The organism is Streptomyces sp. CMB-StM0423 (assembly GCF_002847285.1).
Lineage (GTDB): Bacteria > Actinomycetota > Actinomycetes > Streptomycetales > Streptomycetaceae > Streptomyces.
This window is the reverse complement of sequence record NZ_CP025407.1, coordinates 2,828,447-2,850,894: the sequence shown is the minus strand read 5'-3', so window position 1 is coordinate 2,850,894 and position 22,448 is coordinate 2,828,447. Positions and strand designations below refer to the sequence as shown.

The window sequence follows — 22,448 nt, the reverse complement described above, 5'->3', positions numbered from 1 at the left end:
CCCGAGGAGTTGACCATGCACCCGTCCGGAAGAAGACGGCCGCTCAGACCGGCCGCGGCCGCCGCGGTGGCCGCGGTGTCGGCCGTCGCCCTGGTCACCACCGCGACACCCGCGCAGGCGGTCGCCGGCACCCCCGAGACCTCGTACGCATTCACCGCGCGCATCACCGTCGGCGACGTCCACCGCGGCTGCTCCGGCGCCCTCGTGGACCGCGAGTGGCTGCTGACCGCGGCCAGTTGCTTCGCCGAGAACCCGGCGGCGGACCTGACCGTGCCGGCCGGCAGACCGGCCCGCGGCGCGGTCGCCAGGATCGGCGGCACCGACCTGCCCGACCAGCGGGGCGAGGTGCGCACGATCGTCGAACTCGTGCCGCGCAACGACCGCGACGTGGTGCTCGCCCGGCTGTCCCGGCCGGTCACGGGCATCGCGACGGTGGACATCGGCACCACGGCGCCCGCGGTGGGGGAGGAACTGCGGATTGCCGGGCACGGCCGTACCGCGCAGGAGTGGTCGCCGGAGACGCTCCATGCCGGCACCTTCGGCGTCGACGCGGTCACAGGCTACGACGTCGGCGTCTCCGGCCGCGACGGGGCGGCGGTGTGCGCGGGCGACGCCGGTGGCCCGGCGCTCCGGCAGTCCGCCGCGGGCCCCGAACTCGTCGCCCTGAGCAGCCGTTCGTACCAGGTCGGCTGCTACGGCGTGGAAACACCGGCCGACACCCCGGACACCGCCGTCGGCACCCGCGTCGACGACCTGCGCGCCTGGATCGACGGCCAGGTTGGCGCCCCCCGCATCACCGACTTCGACTGCGACGGCACAGAGGACGTCGCCATCGCCGACCCCGAGGCGGCGGTGGGCGGCGACGCCAAGGCCGGCCTCGTCCGCGTCGCCTACGGCGGCGGGAGGGCGGCCGCCGAGATCACCCAGGACATGGCGGCCGTGCCGGACAGCTCCGAGCCGAACGACCGGTTCGGCCACGCGCTCGCCACCTACGACCAGAACGAGGACGGCTGCACCGATCTGGTCGTCGGCACTCCGTACGAGGACGTCGGCACCGTCGCGGACGCCGGGACGGTCAGCGTCCTGTACGGCGCCCCGGGCGGCCTGACGACGGGGAAGGCGTCGTTCGACTACGTGCAGGGCGCCGGCTCCGGCGACTTCGCCGTGACCGTGTCGGAGGCCGGCGACCGGATGGGGTCCGCGCTGGCGGCCGGGCACACCACGGCCGGCGAGCCGTACCTGGTGATCGGCGTCCCCGGCGAGGACATCGAGTCCGGCGGCACCACGGCCGTCGACGCCGGCGCCGCGTACTACGTGCGGGGCGCCGTCAGCAAGGCGGTCAACCAGAACCAGCCCGGCGTCGCCGGCGGCGCGGAGGCGGGCGACGACTTCGGCGCCTCGCTCGCGGCGACCCCCCAGCACATCGCCATCGGGGTGCCCGGCGAGGGCATCGGCAGCTACGCCGACGCCGGCGGGCTGCAGTTGCTGGAGCACACGGTGAACGCGGACGGCATGCCGAACCCGCTGCCCCCGGTCAACCAGGACCTCGACTACGTCAGCGGCGGCGCGGAGCCCGGCGACCGGTTCGCCGAGGCCGTCGCGGGAGTGGCCTACCGGCCGGCCGGCTCCGCCGCGGCCACCGACTCGATGTTCTCCGTCGGCTCCCCTGGCGAGGACACGACCGTCAACGGCGCGCGCGTCGCGGACGCCGGCTGGGTCGCCAGCCTCCGGGTCACCGCGGCGGGCGTCACCAGCCAGCACACCGCGATCGTGCAGGGCTACGAAGACGTCGCCGGCGGGCCCGAGAACGGCGACCGCTTCGGGGCGGAGCTGGCCGCGGCCAACCTCGCGCCGAGGGCGGTGAGCGACGCCTTCACCCTGGAATTGGCCGTCGGCAGCCCGGGCGAGGACCTCTCCGGGATCGTGGACGCCGGCGCGGTCCAGACCTTCGCCCTCACCGAGACGGCACCGGGCGCGTCAGACGGGTGGATCCAGCCGGGCAACACCTCCGGGCTGCCCGGCAGCCTGGGCGCCGGCCAGCAGGTGGGCAGCAGCCTCCACGCCACCGGGCGGCACCTGTACGTCGGCATGCCCTACGGGCCCTCGCCGCACGGCGCGGCGCACGCGCTGCCGTGGGCGAACGCCCGCGCCTGGCCCGGCAAGTCCCCGGTGACGTCCTACGAGCCGGGCAAGGGCGGACTGCCCGCGGCCGGCCTGCGGTTCGGCTGGGCGATGCAGTAGCCGGCCCCGAGCCGTGCCGTACCGGCGGGGGCCGGCACACCACCCGGCCCCCGGACCGGGGAGCCGGGGGCGTTCCCGCCCACCCCACCCCCCGCATCGTCCGACCCCAGGACAGCTCGCAACCGGGGCCGGCGCGTTCGCGCCGGCCCATCTCGGCCAGAGGAGAGCATCCCGATGCAGACGATGTACTGGAGCAGACGGCGCGTGCTCGGCGCACTCGCCACCACCGCCGCCGCTGGCTCCCTGACCCTCGGGTTAGCCCGTCCCGTCCGTGCGGCCGCGGCCGCGGACGACGAGGCGCCCGGCGCCTTCTCCTTCCCCGACACCGACCGGGGCAGGGTGATCAAAGCCTGGCTCACCGGCGGCAAGGCCACGAAGGCCGCCGCCGCACACGTCCTTGCCGGCACGGAAGCCGACATCGCCCGCTTCCTCGCCGACGAACTGCCCACCGTGACCGCCGAGGACAACCGCGTCGCGGTCTTCAGCAGGCTGGCCACGGCCGGCAAGGGGCTGCAGCGGGCGGCGACCGCGGCGCTGGACGGCGGCGACCCCGCCGTCCAGGCGTTCCTCGACGACGGCTTCGTCCCCGCCGTCACCGAGGATCTGCGGGTGGCCGCCACCACGGCGGCCTACAACGGCGGCCCGGCGCTCCAGCGGGCCGGCACCGCCGCGCTCGACGACGGCACCGACCAGGTCATGATGGACTTCCTCCTGGAGGGCCAGTACGCCGCCCGCGAGGAGGACATGCGGGTGGAGGCCACCGGCATGCTCATCTCCGCCGGGCCGCAGGTGCAGCTCTACGCCGGCCGGGCCCTGGACGGCACGGCCGAGGACCTGGAGTGGTTCCTCGACACCGGCCAGCACATCGCCCGCGCCCGCGACCAGGAGGCGGCCACGATCGCCGAGCTGGTCGCCGTCGTCGAACGCGAGGGCAAGCGCGCCGAGGCGGAGACCGACTCCGCGGTCGCGGCCTCCGAACGCGCCCAGGCCGCGGCCGAGAAGGCCAAGCAGGCCGCGGAGCGCGCCGCCGAGGAGGCGCAGGAGGCGCAGGAGGACGTGATCAAGGCCGGTGCCGCGGCCCGCAAGGCGGCCGGTGCGGCCAAGGGAGCCGCCGACGCGGCCCGCAGCGCCATCAACGCCTCACGTTCCGCGGTGTCCGCGTCCCGGCGCGCCGCCCAGGCCGCCACCGCCGCCGCCCAGGCCGCCGCGCGGGCCGGGCAGGCGGCGGCCCGCGCCTACAACGCCGCCATCGCGGCGTCCCGCGACGCCTCGCACGCCTCCGCGGCCCGGAACGCCGCGGTCACCGCCCGCAACGCCGCCGCCAAGGCCCGGTCCGCCGCCGCGGCGGCCGGCCACGCCGCCGACGCCTCGGCCGCGGCGGCCGGCGCCGGCTCGGCGGCGGCCTCGGCCGCCCGCAACGCGGCGTCTGCCGCCAACGCCAGCGCCGTCGCCGCCTCGGCCGCCGGTGCGGCGCAGAGCGAAGCCGCCGAAGCCCGCAGGCAGGCGGCCATCGCCAGCAGCGCCGCCGCCCGGGCCACCAGTGCGGCCTCCCGGGCGCAGACGCTGGCCGGCAACGCGGCGGCCGCCGCCCGTACCGCCCGTACCGCCGCCAACGCCGCGGCTGATCACGCCGAGAACTCCGCGGCCGCCGCCGAGGAGGCGGTGAAGTACGCCGGCGAGGCCCGCGACTACGCCAACAAGTCCACCGCGCACGCCAACGCGGCCACCGTCGCCGCCGACAACGCCGCGCAGGCCGTCCAGGACGCCCTCACGGTGGCGCAGGACGCGCGGGACGCGGAACTGGCAGGGCTGGACGAGGACCGGCTCCAAGGGCTGAACGACGCCGCCCAGTTGTACGAGGAGGAGGAGAAGCGGCGCCGCGCCACCGAGGGCAGGCGGACGCAGGAGGAGCAGACCACCCAGCAGGTGAAGGACCTGATCGCACGGGCGGAAGAAGCGCTGACCGGCGGGGACCTGCCGGCGGCCGCGGCGCTCGGGCGCCAGGCCGCCGTCGGCCTGCTGGACTCCGGCGGGAGCTGGACGCGGCAGGCGGCGCAGTTCGCCCTGGCCGGCACCGACGCCGACGTGCACGTCTGGCTCGAAGCCGACCGGACCCTCGCGCAGGGCCAGGACGACCGGGAGTCCGCCCTCTACCTGGCCCGGATCTCCCCGCCGGCCGTCGGCGAAGCCGCCGAGATCGCGCTCGCGAGCGACGACGTCCAGGCCACCCGCGACTTCCTCACCACCGGGGCGAACGTCGCCGCCGCGGAGGACTACCGCTTCCACATCGCGCGCATCCTCGCCGACAACCCCGGCAGGGCAGTGGAGGCGGCGGCGACCGCCGCCCTCGACGAGGGCACGCCCGCCGCGCTGCTGCACTTCTACGAGGACACCTACCCCGACGCCCTGGTCGAGGACGACGGCGTCGCCACCACGGCCCTGCTGAACAGCGGCGGCCCCTACACCCGCGCGTACGCCGAGGTCGCCCTCGCCGGCACCCCGTGGATGCGCCGCAACTTCGTCCTCAAGACCCACCACTGGACCGCCCGGCTCGACGAGGACTTCGCCGCCCACCGGGCGGCCATCGCGGGCGCCATCGCGGCGGCGGCCAAGATCGCCGAGAAGGCGCAGGAGGACGCGGCGCGGGCGCAGGAGGCGGCGGCGGAGGCGCGCAAGGCCGCGGCCGAAGCCGCTGAATGGGCCCAGAAGGCCCTCGCCGCCGCATCCCGTGCCGCCGGCTACGCCGCCGAGGCGCGCGAGCACGCCGACGCCGCCGACCGCTCGGCGGCCGCCGCCCGGGAGTCCGCCGAGCGGGCCACGGCTGCCGCCCGGGTCGCCCAGCGCGCGGCCCGCAAGGCGAACTACTCGGCCAACCAGGCGACGGCCTCCGCCCGCACCGCCGTGCAGTACGCCTACAGCGCCCAGGCGTCCGCGAGCAGTGCCCGCCAGTCCGCCCTGGCTGCGGGCCAGGCGGCCCGCGAGGCGGCGGTAGCCGCCAGCGACGCCCGCCGTATCGCCACCCGGATGCGGCAGGCGGAACTGGAGGCCCTGGCCCGGCAGGCGAAGCAGGAAGCGCTGCGCAACCGCGACGAGAACACGGATCCCTCCGACCGGCCGGACAACGACGACATCAACGTCGACGGCGACGGCGGCTGGGGCGACGCCGAGTGGTGGGCCGAGACCACCAGTCTCATCAGCAACGTGTTCGGGGGCATCGCCATCGGCTGCACCCTCGGCGCGCTGGCCCTCTCCCCCACGGGCGTCGGCGCGGCGGTCCTGGGCACCGCGGCGCTGATCGCCGGTGCGATATCCGCCGTGGCGGGCGTCGCCAACGCCTTCTTCGTCGGGAGGTCGGAAGGGTTCGGGAGCTACGCCTTCGCGAAGAGCGCCGCGTGGGCCGCGATCGGGGTGGTCACCTTCGGCCAGGGCACCGCCCTCGCGCAACTGACCCGCAACGCGAGAGGGCTCGGCAGATGGGCCTCGTCGATCACCCAGGGCGGCCTGGGCGGCATCCCCATCGTGGGCGGGCTGTTCTGACACGGCGGCGGACCCGGGCCACGGGACCGGGCACGGCGGGGGTGCGCACGCGCCCCCGCCGGTGGGCCGGTGTCCGGTCACCCGCGGGCAGCCGGACGTCCGGCCGCCCGCGGCACCGCCGGGCGGGTGCCGTCAGGTCGGCAGACCCAGTCCGCCGGCCAGCCGGTCCCAGTGGTGGTCGGCGTCGCCGAAGGCCAGCGCCCACGCCGCCATCTGGCGGGAGTGGAAGTGCAGGTCGTGCTCGTAGGTGAAGCCGATCGCGCCGTGCACCTGGTGGCCCGTGTCGCAGACCCGCCGGCACGCCTCGCTCACCCACGTGTGCTCGACCTGTCTTTGCCTGAGGCGAAGACCGCGATCTACGCAAGCACCGCCTGGCGTGATCAGCAGAAGGATTGGGAGCGGCTTCAGTCTGGCCTTGAGGAGTGAAGATACTCGCCAGCCTGAAATCGCGGTAGCAACTTGAAGTCCCGCCAAGTTTGGGTCTGCGTAAGAGTTGGTGGAATTCCCGGGAGTTTCCTCGGTGCTCTTTCACTCTTATTGTGCTTGGAGTCTCTTTCCTTACATCAAGGAGCCCGGACTGGCCCGCCCGGTGGGTCGGAGACGGGCGAGGGGGTGCGGACGGATTATGCAGAGTATTCTGCGGCCGGATAACCTCGCGGCCGAGCGCAGGGGTTGCAAGCGTGGAGCCTCGCGTGGCCCGTGGATCCAGCGAAAACGGGGGTCATGGATCGGCCGTTTTCGGCGGCTGGATCCTGGCTGGATCCCGCTCGGTTCTCCGGAGTTTCCGCAGGCCAAAACTGTGTACCTGGTGTTCCGCTTCAATGTATAGGCCACGCAACACCGTGGCTCCGGCGAATTAGCAAACCACCAGATCAGCCTGGGGCGGCCCGAATTCGGGCCGCCCCCGTTCGTGTACCGTGGCTGGATTTTGGCTGGAGAACGCTGAACGGTGGGCCAGTAAAGGGGGTACGCGCGGACGGCGTTAACGGCCGCGTCGGCCGCGGGCTTCGGGAGATCGCGTCCCGTCCCGGGGGTGCAATGCCGATCGCACCCCGCAAGCTGGCCCGCCTGGCGATACTGGCCCGGATATCGCCGAACCGGGGAGTTGCGCATGTACCGCCTGCTGACCCGCCGCCTGGACACGATCGGCGCCGAACTGGCCGAGCACACCGGGGCGCTGCCCGGCGACACGTCGGCTCTTCGCCCGTCAGGTGCCGATTCGACCGCGGTTGCCGGGGATTTCCCGAGAGCTGACCTCGGTCCCGGCCGTTGGGGCGTCTGAGGCCGGCCCCCACGCGACTCCGAAGCAACTCTGGGGTTGGCTTCGGGGAGTTCGCTACTCGGAGCCGCGTGCCTCCTGGAGTAGCTCCCATCCGGCCTCGGCGGCTTCCCCAGCCACGGCACGCGGGTCGCCCTCGCCGGCCAGCACCTTGTACTCGGTGTGTCCGAGGAGCTGCCACGCTGCACGCATCTCCGGCCACGACGGCATCACCTGGCCGTTGTCACATTGACCGATGTACGGACGCAGGACCGCGTCCCGGGCGGCGACGGTGCCCATCGCCTCCTCCTGTACGGGTACTAGCTGCTGAAGCTTGTTGAGGTCTTCGCCCGCGTCCGGCTGGGACAGATAGGAGGTCACCAGGTCGCGTGCCGCGGGAACGTTCGGTGCGCCCCGGTAGATGTAGAAGCCGTACACCGAGACCATCGACACGGCTTGCCTGTCACCCAGCGGAGGTACCGCGGCGACGCTCACGTCCATGCGCTGGTCCTTGATCGAGGCGAGGGCACGTGACGAGCAGACCAGAAACGGGGCGCGGCCCTCCAAGAAGAGCGGTAATGCTTCCGCGCGGCCGATGTCCGGGTTCAGCGCGCCGCTCCCGCCCGGGCCGGTGCCGAGCTCGCTCAGCCGGACGAACGCGTTCACGAAGTTCTCGCGCCACGCTGAGATGTCCTCGAACCTGTCGGTGCCGGCCGCTTCGGAGGGAGTCCTGCGCAGGCCGAAGAACGTCCCGCCGCAGCTCGAGAACAGTGGCCACATGTGGTACGGGTCGCCGGCATTCCCCGCTGGATCAGGGGAGCCGACCTGGAGCGCGACTCCGGCGCCGTTCTCGATCCCTTTGGCTTCGACGGCTGCGTCACCGGCGCGGATGGTCTCGTCGAACGTCGTCGGCATCGGACCGCTGCCCGCAAGCGCGTTGTTGCGGATCAGAGCCACGCTGTCGAAGACGTACGGTATCGCGTAGAGCTGTTCTTGGCTGGTGAGCGCTTCCACAGCGACAGGGGAGATCCGAGCCAGCCCTGCAGGGCTGAACGGCGGTTCGAGTACCGAGCCTTCCCGTACGACGCGCCCGATCCAGTCATGCGGCCCGGCCACCACATCCGGAACGTGGTAGCCGCGTGGTGGGCGGCCAGTCGCGACGAGTCTTGTGAGGGCTTCTTCCAGCGCCTCGGTGCGGTCGAACGACTCCACCCTGACAGAGACCGCGTACCTTTTGCGGAAAGGACTGGAACACCCGAAATATCTCGCCAGCGTGTGAGCCCGGGTCCGCTCCGCCCAGACCACCAGCGACCGCACCCGGTCGAGCCGCTCTTCGTTTCGGGACCAGTAGCCCTTGCCGTCCCGGAAGGTGAGCTGTACATCGTGCGGTGTGCCGTGATGCCTGGTCGAGGCATCCGCGGGGGACGGCCTGGCCCTCGCCGACCGGTGGACGTCGTCGCTCGGCCACAGATGCTCGTCGCCCGCCTTGAGGACGGCGATGTCCTTGCGGGCCGTACGCAGGTGCGAGCCACAGGTGACAGTGACGACCAACTGCTGAAAAGTGGCGGTGGATTCGTTGAGGACGAGGGCACCTGTCGAGTCGGGGCCTGAATCGACCTGCCAGCCAATCTTGAGGCTTTTCGCCCGCACCGTCCGTTGGTTGGAACGGATGGCGCGTGTGAGAGCGGCGACTCCTGTGATAGCGGTACAGACGGCGACGATGGTGGAGGCAACGACTTCGACGTTACTCACGAACGGCAACACCGCCGCGTAGTCAAGTGACCGCATTGCCGCACCATACCCAGGCACCTGGGTCTTCGCGAGAAGTTCGAGGCCGGAAGCTGGATCCGGGTCTGGCCTGGCAACTGCGGAGGCGGGCTGGGGGACCTGATCGCGAGGCTGTACCGGGTACGCCTGACCGAGCAGGGCGTGGGCACGTACCTGCGCTGGTGGGGCCCGTCGTTCCAGCGCCCGGACAAGCGGGCTGTCGGGGAGGACGCGGAAGCGGTCCGCGTCTGGCGGGGGGAGAACTGGCCGGCGATCCGTGCGAAGGCGAAGGCCGAGGGCGGCGAGGAGCTCTTCGCCCATCAGGTCGGCATCCGCTCCGACCAGGTCACCGGCCGCACCTGGGGCGCCAAGGGGCGCACCCCCGTCGTGCGCCGCACGGGCAACCGCTTCTCCGTGAACGCGATCTCCGCGATCAGCACGAAGGGCAGCATGAACCTCATGGTCTTCACCGGGACCTTCGACGCCGACCTCATGTGCCGTTTCCCGGACCGCCTCGCGGGCGTACCGTGGCTGGATCCTGGCTGGCTGGATCCATCCCGGCCCTCTGGCGTTTCCGCAGGCCCAATCTGTACACCTATGTACCGCTTCAACGTGTAGGCCACGCAGCACCGTGGACCGGCGCATGCGTCGTTCTCCGCGCGCCGGCTGGGCTGAAGTTGTGCGCGTCGTTGTCGCGGGGTGGAGGGTAGCCGAGGGGGCCGGCTGCGGCCGGCGCGGTGGCGGTGACCGGCGCGGCCGCTTCCGCCCGCGCCAGGACGGTCAACTCCTCGGTCACCTAAGCTCCCCCACTGAGTCGGCCGCGGTGCCGTGCCCTCGGTCTGGACCCCACGGAGCGTGCCAGGTGTTCTGTGGCTTCTACTGCTCGCGGAAGTTCTTGTATTCATCGTTCATGAGATCCCAGAAGGAGGGATAGCGGACCGCGCCGGGCAGCCAGTACGCGAGGTACCAGGCTTCCCATTCCCCGTCGGAAGTGACCACACAGCGGTTGAGCAGGTAGACGTCGGTGGCTTCCCCAGACGGTGACAAGTTCGGGATCGATGTCACGGGCCCACCCGACTTCCTGCGTCGGCAGGAGCCGGTCGATGGCCAGGGTGGTGTTGAGCCAGCCGTTGCTGGTCTGCAGGAACTGTCTATAGCTCGGCGGCAGACCGGTGTCCAGGCGGGCTTCGAGCGCTTTGAGTTCCTTGCCGGTTGCGCCGGCGGTGCCAAGCCGGCGTGAGGTGCGAACGTCGTCGGGAAACGGCTGGGGCCGTTCCTGCTCGTGCAGGACGGGGTCGAGCCACTCGTCGCTCCAGCGCTGCAGGAAATCACTCCAGGGGTGGGAAGGTTCCTCTACCTCGTTCCTCGTACGGTCCATGGCGGAACGCTAGGGGGCACCACTGACAAGCATTCCCTCGGGACTTGCCGCAACGGCTCCGGGGGCGATCCGATGGGCGTTCAGGTTCGCTCTCGCGGTGTTCTTACGGGGCGTGCCACCTGCGGGGTTCCCGGGTGGGCCTCTGGTGTTGGGGGCGGGGGGTGGTGATACTGCCTGGGTTCCTTTTCCGTACCGCTGTGCTGCGTAGCCCCCCGGTGGCGCCGCGTTGATTCGAGGGCTGGTGACCGTCGGTGCCGCAGGAGCAGGCTGAGACCTCGGCCGAGGTGTCCGCGCTGGTGGGGCGGGACCGTGAGTTGCGGCAGCTCGTGGAGGCCGTGGGGCGGGCGCCCGGGGTGGTCGTGGTCGAGGGGGAGGCCGGGATCGGGAAGACGCGGCTCGTCAGTGAGATGGCCGGGCGGCGGGAGCTGGGCGGAGTGCGGGTGCTCGTCGGGGGGTGCCGGCAGATTCGGGAGCCGTTTCCGCTGGGGCCCGTGCTCGACGCGGTGCGCGGGGTCGGGGATGTGGCGGAGGGGCGGCGGCTGTCCGCGGTGACCGGGGCGTTGCGGCCGCTGCTGCCGGAACTCGCCGGGCTGCTGCCGGAGGCGCCCGCGCCGCTGCACGACCACGCGGCCGAGCGGCACCGGGTGTTCCGCGGCCTGGTCAGCCTGCTGGCCGAGGTCGGCCGTGCCGTGCTGATGGTCGAGGATGCGCACTGGGCGGACGAGCAGACGGTGGACTTCCTCGGCTACCTGCTCGACGATCCCCCGCCCGCGCTCACCGTCGTGCTGACCTACCGCGGCGAGGAAGCGGACGCCGCGCTGCGGCACGTCACCGCCCGGCTGGGGGTCGGCGTCGCCCACACCCACCTGCTGCTGCACCCCCTCGACGCGGCGCAGACCCGCCTGCTGGCGTCGGCGATCCTGCGGACCGACGCGTACGTCTCCGAGGAGTTCGCCGTGCACCTGTGCGAGCGGGCCTCCGGGATCCCGTTCGCCATCCAGGAGTTGCTGGCCCTGCTACGGGAACGGGGCAGCCTGGTGCTGCGCGACGGCAACTGGTCCCGGCGGGCCATCGACGACCTCGACATCCCCGCCGGGGTGCGCAACTCCGTGCTGAGCCGGGTGCTGCGGCTGTCCGCCGCCGGGCAGGCGGTGGTCGGGGCCGCGGCGGTGCTGGTCGAGCCGGTCCCGGTGGAAGTGCTCACCGCCACCTGCCAGGTGCCCGCGGCGGACGCCCTGGACGGGCTGACCGAGGGGCTGGCCGCCGGGCTGCTCCAGGAGCAGGACGGCACCGTCGGCTTCCGGCACGCCCTCGCCGCGCAGGCCGTCTACGCGTCGATGCTGCTGCCCCGCCGCCAGGATCTGCACCGCCGGGCCGCCGCCGCCGTCCGCTCCCGTACCCCCGTGCCCCTCGGGCAGGTCGCCCACCACCTGCGCCAGGCCCGCCAGTACGACGCCTGGGTGGACGCCGCCGAGGCCGCCGCCGAGCAGGCGGCCGCGCTCGCCGACGACACCGAGGCCGCCCGGCTGCTGGAGGACGTGCTGCGCACCGCCCCCCTCGCGCCGGCCGACCGGGTCCGTCTGACCATCAGGCTGGGCGACTGCGCCCAGGGTGCGGTCCGCTGGCCCGATGTTCAGGACCTGCTCGAACAGGCCCTCGCGCTCGAACCGCCACCGGCCATGCGCGGCCTGCTCCATTTCCAAGTCGGCCTCTTGCTGGAGGCTTCCGGGAGCGACCCGGCGCTGGTCCGCCGGGCGCTTGCCGCCGCCGTCGAGGATCTGCAGGACCCCTTCGAGGCCGCGCTCGTGATGAACGGGCTCGGGTTCCCCTTCGATGACGACGTACCGGCTGCCGAGCACGTGGCCTGGCTCGGCCGCGCCCTGGCGACGGCCGAGACGCTGGACGATCCGCGCGCGGCGGCACTGGTGCGTGGCAAGGCGGCGTCGCAGTTGGCGCTGCTGGGTGACCGGCGCTGGCGCGACGCGGCCGATCTCGTGCTGGAGCACTTGGTCGGCGCTCCCACGCACCGCGACGAGGCCGGTGCTCTGTACTCGGTGGCCGAGGCATGTCTGGCCGGGCACGACGCTCTCGCCGCGAGGCTGCTGGCGATCGTCCCGGACGCCCGCAGCGGGCCCGTGTCCGGCCTGTTGAGGAGCACCCTCGCGCTGGTCCTGGACCATGCCCGCGGGGCGTGGCGGGACATCGACCCCCAGGTTGCCCGGCTGCTGGAAGCGCTGCGCGACCGCCGCTACATGTGGATCGGGGCGGAGAGCGTGGCCGCCTGTCTGCAACTCGCCCGCGGTGAACCCGATGCCGCCCGCGACCGTCTCAGCCGCGGGATGAACGCGGCCTTTTCGATCGCCGCTCTGGAGGCCCTGCCGCCGATGGTGACGGCCACCCTGCGGCTGGCCGTCGCCGAACACCGGCCGGTCGAGGGGATCGAGGCGACCGCCGAGGCGTTCCACCGGTGGCGGCTCAAGCGGCTGTGGCCGCTAGCGGTGCAGTCGCTCCCTGCGTTGGTGGCGGCGCTGGCCGCCGCTGAGCGTACGGACGAGGCCGGTCGTTTCCTACGGGAGTTCGAGCAGGCCGTCGTGCCGCTGGACGCGCCGCTGGCGGCTGCGGCGCTGCCCCGTGCTCGCGGCCTGCTCGCCGCCCACCGCGGCGATCATGCGAACGCGGCCGGCGAACTGGCCGCAGCGGCAGAGGTGTACAGCGGGTTCCCCCGCCCGTACGAGGCCGCACAGTGCCGCGAAGAGGCCGCCGCAGTCCTGCTGGGCGCCGGAGATCCGGCCGGGCAGGCGCTGCTTCGTGAGGCGATCGAGGCGTTCGAGGGGCTGGACGCACGCTGGGACCACGACCGCGCCTCCCGGCTGTCCCGCGACCACGGCCTGGCCCCCGCAGCGCGCCACCGCGGCGGACGTCGCGGCTACGGGGACCGTCTCTCGCCGCGAGAGCGGCAGGTCGCCGCCATGGCTGCGGCCGGACGGACCAACCGGGAGATCGGCGAGACGCTGTTCCTCTCGACCCGCACGGTCGAAGGCCATCTGCGGATGGTGCTTCGCAAGTTGGGTCTGCGCTCACGGATCGGTCTCGCGCACCGCCTGGGAGAGGGTGCACGTACCGGCGGGAGCAAAAACACGTAGGTCCACGCGTGGCTACGCGTCGCCACGCTGCCATGCTCTCCGGCATGCCCGCTTCCCCGACTCCGACCGGCCAGACCGGGCCCCACGACGATGATGCCGAGCCGGACCCCGCCGCCCACGCCCGTCCCGAAGCCGGGACGCCCACGGTGGGGGAGCCGTCGCCCGGCGACAGCTCCTCTCCCGGATACGTGAATCGCACCCGCCCCACCGATTCTGACGCCCGGCCGGACGACGACGGATGGCTGCCGGCCTGAACGCCACGAGCTCGGCCGCATCGTGACCCGGACGCTCACCTCTCCTCCCCTTCCTTGACCTGAAAGGCAGGATCCTCCATGCCTCTCAACAGGCTCCGCGACCGATCATCCGCGCGCCCCCGCCGGCTGGAACGTCGCATATCCACAAGCAGATCGCCCGTGCCCCGCCGGGCGCGGTCCCGGCGGCGCCTGCTCACCGGCGTCGCGGTGACCGCGCTGGCCACCGGGATGCTGACGCCGATGGCATCGCAGGCCGCCGCCGGGAACGGGAGCGGGAACGCCGCCGCCGCGGCGCCCGGGGGCGAGGTGGTGCCCGTTCCCGGCGCCCGCGCCGGTTCGTGGCGGGTCACCCTGGTCACCGGGGACACCGTGCAGGTCAGCCGGGACGCCTCCGGGCGCTTCTCGGTCACGGCGGACCCGCAGCGGCGGCCGGACGGGCACGTTCCGACGTTCGAGACGTACTCAGGTCCCGAGGGCACGTTCGTCATTCCCGACGACGCCCGGGCCGCGGTACGCGCCGGAATCCTGGAACGCAAGCTCTTCGACGTCGCCTACCTCGCGCAGAATGGTTTCGCCGACGCGAAGTCCGACCGGCTTCCGCTCCTCCTCAGCTACCGGGGCGGTGCCCCGCAGACGTCGGTGGCCCGTACCGCGCGCGAACTGCCCGCCGCCGGCGCGCCGTTGTCGCTGGACTCGCTGCACGGTGCGGCGGTGAAGGTGGACAAGGGCGACGCAGAGCAGTTCTGGGAGGCGCTGCGCGGCAAGCTGCCCGCCCCCGGCGCCTCGGCCAGAGCGCCCAAGGCGCTGGCCGGCGGCGTCGCGAAGGTCTGGCTCGATGACAAGGTCAAGGCCGTACTGGACGAGAGCGTGCCGCTGGTCGGCGCGCCCGAGGCGTGGCAGAACGGCCTCGACGGCGCCGGCGTCACCGTCGCCGTCCTGGACACCGGCGTGGACGCCACCCACCCGGACCTGGCCGGGAAGATCGCCGCCAGCAAGAGCTTCATCAAGGACGAAGAGGTCGTGGACAAGCACGGCCACGGCACCCACGTCGCCTCCACCATCGCCGGGTCCGGCGCGGCGTCCGGCGGTTCGCACAAGGGCGTCGCCCCGGGGGCCAAGCTGGCCGTCGGCAAGGTGCTCAGCAACGCCGGTTCGGGCAGCACCTCGCAGATCGTCGCCGGGATGGAGTGGGCCACCAAGGAGGCCGGCGCGAAGGTCGTGTCGATGAGCCTGGGCAGCTCCGCCACCGACGGCAGCGACCCGCTGTCGCGGTCGGTCAACGAACTGACCCGGTCCACGGACTCCCTGTTCGTCATCGCCGCCGGCAACGACGGGCCCGGCAAGGAGACGGTGAGCGCCCCCGGTACCGCCGACTCCGCGCTGACCGTCGCCGCCACCGACAAGTCCGACGCCATGGCGGGCTTCTCCAGCCGCGGCCCGCGGTTCGGCGACGGCGCCCTGAAGCCGGACATCGCCGCGCCGGGCGTGGCCATCGCCGCCGCCCGCGCCTCGGGTACGTCCATGGGCACACCCGTGGACGAGAACTACACCAGCGCCGGCGGCACCTCGATGGCCACCCCGCACGTCGCCGGTGCCGCGGCGGTCCTCGCCCAGCAGCACCCGGACTGGTCCTGGTCCCGGCTCAAGACCGCCCTGATGTCCACGTCCAAGGACGCCGGGCACACCCCCGCGGAGCAGGGCGCCGGACGGCTGGACGTGGCGCGGGCGACCGGCCAGCAGGTGACGGCGACCACCGGCGCGGTGGACTTCGGCACCGTGGAGTTCCGTGAGAACGACCCGCTGGACCGTACGGTCACGTACGCCAACGACGGCGACGCCGACGTCACCCTCACGCTCGCCGCCGACTTCACCGCCGCAGGGCGGCTGACCACCGGCGGCGACACCGTCACCGTCCCGGCGCACGCCACCGCCGACGTCACCGTCACCGCCGACCCCGACGGCTTGGCGCAGGGCGCCTACTACGGCAGCGTCGTCGCCACCGACGGCAGCGGCAACCGCGTCTCCACCGCGGTCAACTTGCAGCGCCAGCCGAAGAAGGTCCTGCTCAGCGTCAAGGTCCTCGACCGCAAGGGCAACCCCGCCGGCCCGCAGATGTTCTCGGCCAGCGCCTCGGCCGTGGACGTTCCCGAAGTCTACGGTCAGCCCGCGAGCAGCTACGGCGACGGCACCGCGCAGTTCCTGGTCCAGCCCGGCACCTGGAGCGTCAGCGGCTCCGTCCTGGACAACACCGAGGACGGCAGCCCGGGCACCAGCACGCAGTTGTACGAACCCGAGGTGACCGTCGGCGAGAACGGGGCCGAGGTCACCCTGGACGCCCGCGAGGCGGTGCGGCTCCAGTACCGCACCCCCCGGCCGCACTCCGACAAATGGGAGGGCATCGCCGTCCAGAGCCTGCGTACCGCGTGGGACGGCACGCCGATCTTCTCCGGCGGGTTCGGGCTCTTCCAGGGCGAGCGGTACTTCACGCCCACCAAGAAGGTGACCAAGGGCGAGTTCCTCTTCTCCACCCGGACGACCCTGACCAACCCCCAGCTCGACATCAGCGTCACCTCCCCGGCCAGGACGCCGCTGGACGTCTACACCTACGGGAAGACCGACGGGAAGTTCTCCATGCCGCGGGGCGAGTACACGCCGTTCCCGGAGGGCCGCCACCGCAAGCAACTGGCCGACGTGGGCATGGCCACGCCCGAGGACATCGCCGGGGCGGACCTCAAGGGCAAGGTCGCCCTGCTGATGATGTCCCCCGATCCGGAGGACGGCGCCAACTGGGGCTGTTACCTCTACAACGACCGGATACAGCAACTGAAGGACGCCGGAGCCACCGGCGTGCTCCTCTACGCCAAGTACGTGCACCAGGGGTGCGCGGTGCCCACCGGGGGCCTGGAGAACGAGCGGGTTCCGCTGCCCGTCGGCCAGATCCTGCCGGACCAGGGCCAGAAGATCCGTAGCCAGCTCGCCCGCGGTCCGGTCACCGTTCAGATCGACAGCAACCCCGACATCGACTACGTCTACAACCTGCTGCGGTACGAGGACGGGCAGATCCCGGCGAACCTCACCTACACGTACAAGAAAAACCAGCTCGCCACCGTCCAGTCGCGCTTCCACCAGACGAACGGCAGCCGGTACACCACCGAGGCGTGGCACAGCCACAAGCCGCTGGAGACGGCCTCGTTCGCGGTCGGTTCGGCGTTCACCTCCGGCCGGGAGCGCCCGCTCTACCTGGGCGGCCTCTACTCCGACGCGCTGCGCACCGGCCAGGTCCAGGCCGTGCAGCCCAACGACAACCGCTCGGTCGCCACGGTCGTGGACCGGCCGGTCCGTACCGAACTCGACTGGCTCTCCACCCCGCTGACGCCCGGGTGGGCCCGGGGAAGCAACGTCCCGGGCGTCGGCTGGAAGCTGGGCTGCTCGTTCTGCGTGCAGGGTGGTCTGCTCCTGCCCGCCTACGAACGGGTGATCGGGGACGGCACGGAGAGCGGCTCCACGGTCGCCAACACCAACGTCACGGTGACCCGCGACGGCGTGGAGCTGGAGCGGGTCAAGACCCCGCTGCCGATCGAGGCGTTCCGGATACCGAAGGGCGAGGGTACGTATCAGATCAAGCAGAGCGGCGCCGGCATGGCCAACACGTGGACGTTCCGCTCCCGGGTGCGGGACGAGGACACCACCGGACCCAACGACATGTGCTTCCTCACGCAGATCGGCAACACCGATCCGTGCAACCCGCAGCCGCTGGTGTTCGTCGGCTACGACCTGTCCGCCGGCCTGTCCCTGGACAGCACGGTCCCGGCGGGGCGCAAGCACACGTTCACCGTGAACGTCCGCCACCCCGAGTCCACCGAGCGGATGCCGGAGATCGCCGGGCTGAAGCTCGGCTACTCCACGGACGACGGCGCCACCTGGAAGGACGCCACCGTCCGCAAGCGCGGCGGCGGCGACTACGCCGTCACCCTCACCTATCCGGCCCTGGCCGACACCTCCGGCTCCGTAAGCCTGAAGGCGGAAGCCTGGGACGAGGACGGCAACCGCGTCGAACAGACCAGCACCAAGGCGATCACCCTGCGGTAGTTCCCCGCACGACGCACCGCACGGCTGCCCCCGCCTCCCGGCGGGGGCAGCCGCACGCCCGGGGTCGGGGACTGCCCGGCGCGGGTTCACGGCGGCCTGATCCTGGGTGGGCATAGTCTGAACCTCCAGGTGTTCGGCGACCGGCCCGTGCCGTACGTCCGGGTTGCCGGGCCCTGGCGCCGAGCCCGCCCGGAGCCCTGGAGAAGCGCATGTCCCTCGCCGTCGTGGTCGGTGCCGGTGGCACCGGCGTGGCCACCGCACGTCTGCTCGCCGACGCCGGCCACCGGGTCCGCCTGGTCACCCGCGGCGGCGGCGGGCCCGAGCACCCGTCGATCGAGCGCGTGGCCGCCGACGCCGCCGACGCCGACCGGCTCTCGGAGGTCGCCCGGGGCGCCGCCACCCTGTTCAACTGCGCCGCCCCGCCGTACCACACCTGGCCCAAGGCCCTCCCGCCGCTGGCCGAAGGGCTGCTCACCGCGGCCGAACGCACCGGTGCCGACTACGTCATGCTCGACAACCTCTACGCCTACGGGCCGGTCGAAGGGCCCATGACCGAGGACCTGCCCCTGGCCCCCTCCAGCGTCAAGGGCCGCGTCCGGGCCGAGGTCTGGCGGCAGGCCGACGCCGCGCACGAGGCCGGCCGGGTGCGCGTGACGACCGTACGGGCCTCGGACTTCATCGGCGCCGGCGCGTACTCCGTCATCACCGTCAGCGTCGCGCCCAAGGTGCTGGCCGGGAAGCCCGCGCTGGTGCCCGCCGACCTGGACGCCCCACACAGTTGGACGGCCACCCGCGACGCCGCCCGGGCGCTGGTGACGGTGGCGCAGGACGAGCGGGCCTGGGGCCGCGTCTGGCACGCGCCCACGCCTCCGCCCCTCTCCGTACGCGAACTGGCCGCCCGCCTGGCCCGGCTGGCGGAGGTACGCGAGCCGCGGCTGCGCGCGATGCCGGGCTGGGTGCTCCGGGCCGGCGGGCTGTTCTCGCCGGTGGTACGGGAACTGCCGGAGATGCAGTACCAGTTCCAGCAGCCGTTCGTCCTGGACTCGTCCCGGGTCGAGGAGACGTTCGACCTCCACCCCACCCCGCTCGACGACGTGCTCGGGGAGATGATCACGGCCGGCTGAGCGCTGCGGTGGACCTCACAGTCCGGGGGCGCCCCACAGCGGGAACCAGCGGGTCAGGTCCTCCTCGACGCGCAGGTCGTCCTTGACCACCGCCTTGACCTGGAGTTCCAGTGGGTTGTCCCGTTTCTCGCCGGGCATCGGGGCGAAGGGGTAGAAGGTACCGCGCTTGTAGAGGTAGACCAGCGCCATGGAGCGCAGCTCGGCGTCGCGGAAGGTGACCAGGGAGCAGAGGAGCTGCGGCCCGAAGCCGCTGTCCTCCAGCGCCGAGTTCACCGCGTGCAGATCGCCCACCAGCGCGGGCAGGTCGTCCGGAGCGCGGCGGGAGAGCAGCCACGAGTACCCGTAGTCGTCGCGGCTGAACTCCACCGGCGCGCCGGCCCGTTCGGAGTCGGCGTCCAGCAGGGCCCGTACCTCCTGCTGGACCTGGGCGAAGGCGCCGCCCTCGATGGAGGCGAAGCACACCGAGCCCGCACCGGTCGGGGTGAAGCCGACGGCCGCCTGGAGCGTGATCGCCGCGGAGGGGAGCCCGAAGAGCTGGTCGAGGTCGGGCTTGACCGGCTTGGACCGGCCGAACAGGGAATCCAGGAAGCCCACGAGGTCTCAGCTCCTTCCCGCGGAGTCCCCGCCGCCCGCTTCGCCCAGCTCGGCGGAGATCCCGGCGAGGGCCTCCAGGCGGCGCTCCAGGGTGGGGTGGGTGGAGAACACGTTGGCCATCGTGCTGCCGGGGCGGATGGCGGGGGTGAAGAAGAACGCGTTGAACGCCTGCGAGGTGCGCAGATCCTGGGTGGGGATACGGGCGATGTCCCCGCTGATCTTGGTGAGGGCCGACGCCAGCGCGGAGGGCTTGGCGGTCAGCATGGCCCCGGCGCGGTCGGCGGCGAGCTCGCGGTAGCGCGAGAGGGCGCGGATGAGTACGAAACTGACCGCGTAGACGACTGCCGAGACCGCCATCACCGCGGCGAGGATGACGACGGTGTTCTGGTCGCGCGAGCGTCCGCCGAAGAGCTGGGAGTAGAAGGCGAAGCGGACGACGAGTCCCGCGATGACGCCCAGGAACGAGGCGATGGTGATCACCGCCACGTCGCGGTGCGCGATGTGGGACAGCTCGTGCGCGAGGACGCCTTCGAGTTCCTCGGTCGTCAGGCGGCGCTGCAGTCCCTTGGTGACGCAGACGACGGCGTGGTTGGCGTTGCGGCCGGTGGCGAAGGCGTTCGGCAGGTCCATCCCGGAGACGGCCACGCGGGGCTTGGGCATGTCCGCGGTGGCGCAGAGCCGGTCGATGATGCCGTGCAACTGGGGTTCTTCCTCGGGCGTGACGAATCTGCCGTGCATCGCGTACATGGCGATCCGGTCCGAGAACCAGTACTGCACCGCCAGCACCCCGGCGGCGATGACCACCACCAGCACGACGGACTTGAGCAGTGCGATCAGCGCGGCGACGAAGGCCACGTACACCAGCCCGAGCAGGAACATCGTGACCACCATGCGGGTGGTCAGTCGCCGGTCGGGCTCAAAGCGGCTGTGCATCAGTACTCACCCCGGGATCAGACCATCGTCGGAAAGCAGTTGCCCCACCTGGGTGAGGCTGGTGCCCTCGTCGGGCAGTACCAGGTCGGACGGCGTGATCTCCTCGTCCGGCAGCGGCCGGCCGAGGCTGCGTACGACGCCCAGAAGCGAGGTCAGAGCGGTGCCGAACGCGCCCTCGTCACGCGCGTCCGCGGCCGACTGGAGCGCGGTGTCCAGGTGGTTGAGCCGGTCCAGGTGCTGGTCGGCGACCTCGTACTGGCCTTCGCCGAGAATTCGGATGATCATGACGCTGCCTCCTCGTCCGAGCCGCTCTCCGCGGCGCCGGGACCTCCCTTCGCCTCCGGGCCGGAACCGGCGGGCAACTGCGCCTTCATCCGGGCCAGCTCGATCTCCACGTCCTGATCCGCGCCCACGCGCTCCAGCTCGGTCTCGATGTCGTCCCGGCCGCCCGGCTGCGTGGCGTCCTCCAGCGCCCCGGTAGCGATCAGCTCGTCCAGCGCACCGGCGCGCGCCTGCATCTGCTCGGTCTTGTCCTGGGCCCGCTGCACGGCGAGGCCGACATCGCCCATCTCCTCACCGACGCCGCTGACGGCCTCGGTGATCCGGGTCTGGGCCTCGGCCGCGGTGTAGGTGGCCTTGATCGTCTCCTTGCGGGTACGGAACGCGTCCACCTTCGCCTGGAGGCGCTGCGAGGCCAGGGTCAGCTTCTCCTCCTCCGCCTGGAGCACCGTCTGCTGGTCCTGCAGATCGGCGATCTGCTCGGCCGCGGTCGTACGGCGGGTGAGCGCCTCGCGGGCCAGGTCCTCCCGGCCGACCGCGAGGGCCTGCTGAGCCTGGCCCTCCAGCTTGCCCGTGGACTTCCGCAGCTCGTCCGTCTGCAGCTCGATGCGCTTGCGGCTGGTCGCGACGTCGGTCAGACCGCGCCGTACCTTCTGGAGCATCTCCAACTGCTGCTGGTACGAGTAGTCCAGGACTTCGCGTGGGTCCTCGGCCCGGTCGAGCGCCTTGTCGGCCTTGATCCGGAACAGGGCGCCGATGCGCTTGGTGATACTGGTCATGACGACCGCCCTCCTCTCGCCTCTCGACTCCGCATGACGCGCGAGAGACAGGCCGGGCGGTTGCGCGTACGCGCGCGGTGACGCCTGCCGCGTAGGGGCACAACCCCGACCATGGCACTTCCATTGTCGCGCACCGACGCGGTCCGGCATCTTCACCGGCCGCGGGCGGGCGCGTACCCGGGCCGACGGGGCATCCGGTGGGGCGCCTGGCCTCGCGCTGGGCGGCGGGATGCTACGCAGAGTGACGGCAGCGCCGGGAGGAAGGGGTGACCGGCGTACGGAGCCGACGGGGCGGCTCCGTACGCGACGGGTGACGGGCCGTGATCAGTCGGTGATGAACCACTCGTCCTTGAGGTATCCCATGGTGCGCCTGCCGAGTTCGCTGTCGGAGAAGGTGACGGAGGCCCTGACCGCTTCGGCGGGAATCTCGACCTTGTCGGGGGCGATCACGGCGACGCCCTGCGGGTCGACGGTGGCGGTCTTCAGGGCTTCCTTCTGCTCCGGCGAGATCATCTGGAACATGGCGAGGAACGCCGTCGAGCACGGGCCGACCCCCTCGGCTTCCCCCTTCTCGGCGGCGGGCCCGGCGACCTCGCACACGGTGTCGATGTCCTCACGGCCCACGGCATGGAGGTACACCTCGTACCGCTCGATCGCGCCCTCCTTCGTCTTGGGCGCGGGCTGATCACCGGCCGGCAGGGCGGACGGCTTCTCGCTCGGGGCGGACGGGGACGGGGCGGTCGAGGGCTTCTCGACCTCCGCGGACGCGGACGGCTCCGAAGCCTCCGACGCTGCCGGAGCCTTCGCGTCCGAGTCGTCCTTCGTCTTGTCCGGACCGCACGCGGTCGCGACCAGGGCCACACACCCCGCCACCGCCACGCTCACCATCGTCCGAGCCCTCATTGGTCCCCCTCAGCATCAGCCGTCAACACAAGGAGGTCACGCAGCCCACGCCGGAACGGTTCCGGCCGAGCCGGAGCAATGCCCGTAAGGACCACGAGGGGGCATGGGGGCGGGGCCGGGAGGATCTGGCGGGCCTGGCGGGCTCCGCTCACCGATCCCGCCCGGCCCG

15 protein-coding genes are annotated in these 22,448 nt (G+C 72.5%); 7 read left to right on the top strand and 8 right to left on the bottom strand.

What is annotated here, in order from left to right; all coding sequences use genetic code 11:
• The first annotated feature begins 15 nt into the window (after positions 1-15).
• Positions 16-2,241, top strand: a complete 2,226-nt coding sequence (locus CXR04_RS12025) for a trypsin-like serine protease (RefSeq protein WP_101421837.1) — start codon at positions 16-18, stop codon at positions 2,239-2,241.
• Positions 2,242-2,415: 174 nt separating this feature from the next.
• Positions 2,416-5,778 (top strand): ALF repeat-containing protein, encoded by a 3,363-nt coding sequence (locus CXR04_RS12020; protein ID WP_234380187.1) that lies wholly within the window; start codon positions 2,416-2,418, stop codon positions 5,776-5,778.
• Between the two features lie 132 nt (positions 5,779-5,910).
• Here CXR04_RS12020 and CXR04_RS12015 read toward each other — a convergent pair whose 3' ends face one another.
• Positions 5,911-6,090 carry a hypothetical protein gene (locus tag CXR04_RS12015; RefSeq protein ID WP_234380186.1) on the bottom strand — a complete coding sequence of 60 codons (180 nt, stop codon included), beginning with the start codon at positions 6,088-6,090 and terminating at the stop codon, positions 5,911-5,913.
• A 799-nt stretch (positions 6,091-6,889) separates the two neighbouring features.
• Here CXR04_RS12015 and CXR04_RS34805 point away from each other — a divergent pair.
• A complete protein-coding gene (locus CXR04_RS34805; protein WP_159072306.1) occupies positions 6,890-7,060 on the top strand; it encodes a hypothetical protein in 171 nt (56 codons plus the stop codon).
• A gap of 54 nt (positions 7,061-7,114) precedes the next feature.
• Here CXR04_RS34805 and CXR04_RS12010 read toward each other — a convergent pair whose 3' ends face one another.
• Positions 7,115-8,824, bottom strand: a complete 1,710-nt coding sequence (locus tag CXR04_RS12010; protein WP_101421836.1) for a sugar ABC transporter substrate-binding protein — start codon at positions 8,822-8,824, stop codon at positions 7,115-7,117.
• 9 nt (positions 8,825-8,833) lie between these two features.
• Between CXR04_RS12010 and CXR04_RS12005 the strand changes: the two genes are divergently transcribed.
• Positions 8,834-9,421 carry a helix-turn-helix domain-containing protein gene (locus CXR04_RS12005; RefSeq protein ID WP_442802453.1) on the top strand — a complete coding sequence of 196 codons (588 nt, stop codon included), beginning with the start codon at positions 8,834-8,836 and terminating at the stop codon, positions 9,419-9,421.
• Between the two features lie 283 nt (positions 9,422-9,704).
• On the opposite strand, the gene CXR04_RS12000 is transcribed toward CXR04_RS12005, so the two are convergent.
• Positions 9,705-10,181, bottom strand: coding sequence for an SMI1/KNR4 family protein (locus CXR04_RS12000; RefSeq protein ID WP_234380185.1), 477 nt, complete (start codon positions 10,179-10,181; stop codon positions 9,705-9,707).
• A 251-nt stretch (positions 10,182-10,432) separates the two neighbouring features.
• Here CXR04_RS12000 and CXR04_RS11995 point away from each other — a divergent pair, with 251 nt between their 5' ends.
• From CXR04_RS11995 to CXR04_RS11985, 3 genes are all read left to right on the top strand, one after another.
• Entirely contained in the window at positions 10,433-13,324 is a 2,892-nt protein-coding gene (locus CXR04_RS11995; RefSeq protein WP_101421835.1) for an ATP-binding protein, read from the top strand.
• A gap of 413 nt (positions 13,325-13,737) precedes the next feature.
• Positions 13,738-17,667 carry a S8 family peptidase gene (locus tag CXR04_RS11990; protein ID WP_159072305.1) on the top strand — a complete coding sequence of 1,310 codons (3,930 nt, stop codon included), beginning with the start codon at positions 13,738-13,740 and terminating at the stop codon, positions 17,665-17,667.
• A gap of 209 nt (positions 17,668-17,876) precedes the next feature.
• The gene (locus CXR04_RS11985; RefSeq protein ID WP_101421833.1) at positions 17,877-18,791 is read left to right on the top strand and encodes an NAD-dependent epimerase/dehydratase family protein; all 915 of its coding nucleotides are present in this window, start codon (positions 17,877-17,879) and stop codon (positions 18,789-18,791) included.
• Positions 18,792-18,806: 15 nt separating this feature from the next.
• Here CXR04_RS11985 and pspAB read toward each other — a convergent pair whose 3' ends face one another.
• From pspAB to CXR04_RS11960, 5 genes are all read right to left on the bottom strand, one after another.
• Positions 18,807-19,385: a PspA-associated protein PspAB gene (pspAB, locus tag CXR04_RS11980; RefSeq protein WP_101421832.1), complete on the bottom strand. Its 579-nt coding sequence runs from the start codon at positions 19,383-19,385 to the stop codon at positions 18,807-18,809.
• A 6-nt stretch (positions 19,386-19,391) separates the two neighbouring features.
• Entirely contained in the window at positions 19,392-20,318 is a 927-nt protein-coding gene (htpX, locus tag CXR04_RS11975) for a zinc metalloprotease HtpX (protein WP_101421831.1), read from the bottom strand.
• 6 nt (positions 20,319-20,324) lie between these two features.
• Positions 20,325-20,603 carry a PspA-associated protein PspAA gene (gene pspAA, locus CXR04_RS11970; protein ID WP_101421830.1) on the bottom strand — a complete coding sequence of 93 codons (279 nt, stop codon included), beginning with the start codon at positions 20,601-20,603 and terminating at the stop codon, positions 20,325-20,327.
• Positions 20,600-21,376 (bottom strand): PspA/IM30 family protein, encoded by a 777-nt coding sequence (locus CXR04_RS11965; RefSeq protein ID WP_101421829.1) that lies wholly within the window; start codon positions 21,374-21,376, stop codon positions 20,600-20,602. The genes pspAA and CXR04_RS11965 overlap by 4 nt, the downstream gene beginning before the upstream one ends.
• 324 nt (positions 21,377-21,700) lie before the next feature.
• The gene (locus CXR04_RS11960; RefSeq protein ID WP_101421828.1) at positions 21,701-22,279 is read right to left on the bottom strand and encodes a hypothetical protein; all 579 of its coding nucleotides are present in this window, start codon (positions 22,277-22,279) and stop codon (positions 21,701-21,703) included.
• Positions 22,280-22,448 lie beyond the last annotated feature (169 nt).

Excerpts from the sequence above, each read along its gene's own strand:
- CXR04_RS11965 (WP_101421829.1), bottom strand. The coding sequence starts at position 21,376 with ATGACCAGTATCACCAAGCGCATCGGCGCCCTGTTCCGGATCAAGGCC.
- CXR04_RS11960 (WP_101421828.1), bottom strand. The coding sequence starts at position 22,279 with ATGAGGGCTCGGACGATGGTGAGCGTGGCGGTGGCGGGGTGTGTGGCC.
- CXR04_RS11985 (WP_101421833.1), top strand. The coding sequence starts at position 17,877 with ATGTCCCTCGCCGTCGTGGTCGGTGCCGGTGGCACCGGCGTGGCCACC.
- htpX (WP_101421831.1), bottom strand. The coding sequence starts at position 20,318 with ATGCACAGCCGCTTTGAGCCCGACCGGCGACTGACCACCCGCATGGTG.
- CXR04_RS34805 (WP_159072306.1), top strand. The coding sequence starts at position 6,890 with ATGTACCGCCTGCTGACCCGCCGCCTGGACACGATCGGCGCCGAACTG.
- CXR04_RS12025 (WP_101421837.1), top strand. The coding sequence starts at position 16 with ATGCACCCGTCCGGAAGAAGACGGCCGCTCAGACCGGCCGCGGCCGCC.
- CXR04_RS12010 (WP_101421836.1), bottom strand. The coding sequence starts at position 8,824 with ATGCGGTCACTTGACTACGCGGCGGTGTTGCCGTTCGTGAGTAACGTC.
- CXR04_RS12020 (WP_234380187.1), top strand. The coding sequence starts at position 2,416 with ATGCAGACGATGTACTGGAGCAGACGGCGCGTGCTCGGCGCACTCGCC.
- CXR04_RS12000 (WP_234380185.1), bottom strand. The coding sequence starts at position 10,181 with ATGGACCGTACGAGGAACGAGGTAGAGGAACCTTCCCACCCCTGGAGT.
- pspAA (WP_101421830.1), bottom strand. The coding sequence starts at position 20,603 with ATGATCATCCGAATTCTCGGCGAAGGCCAGTACGAGGTCGCCGACCAG.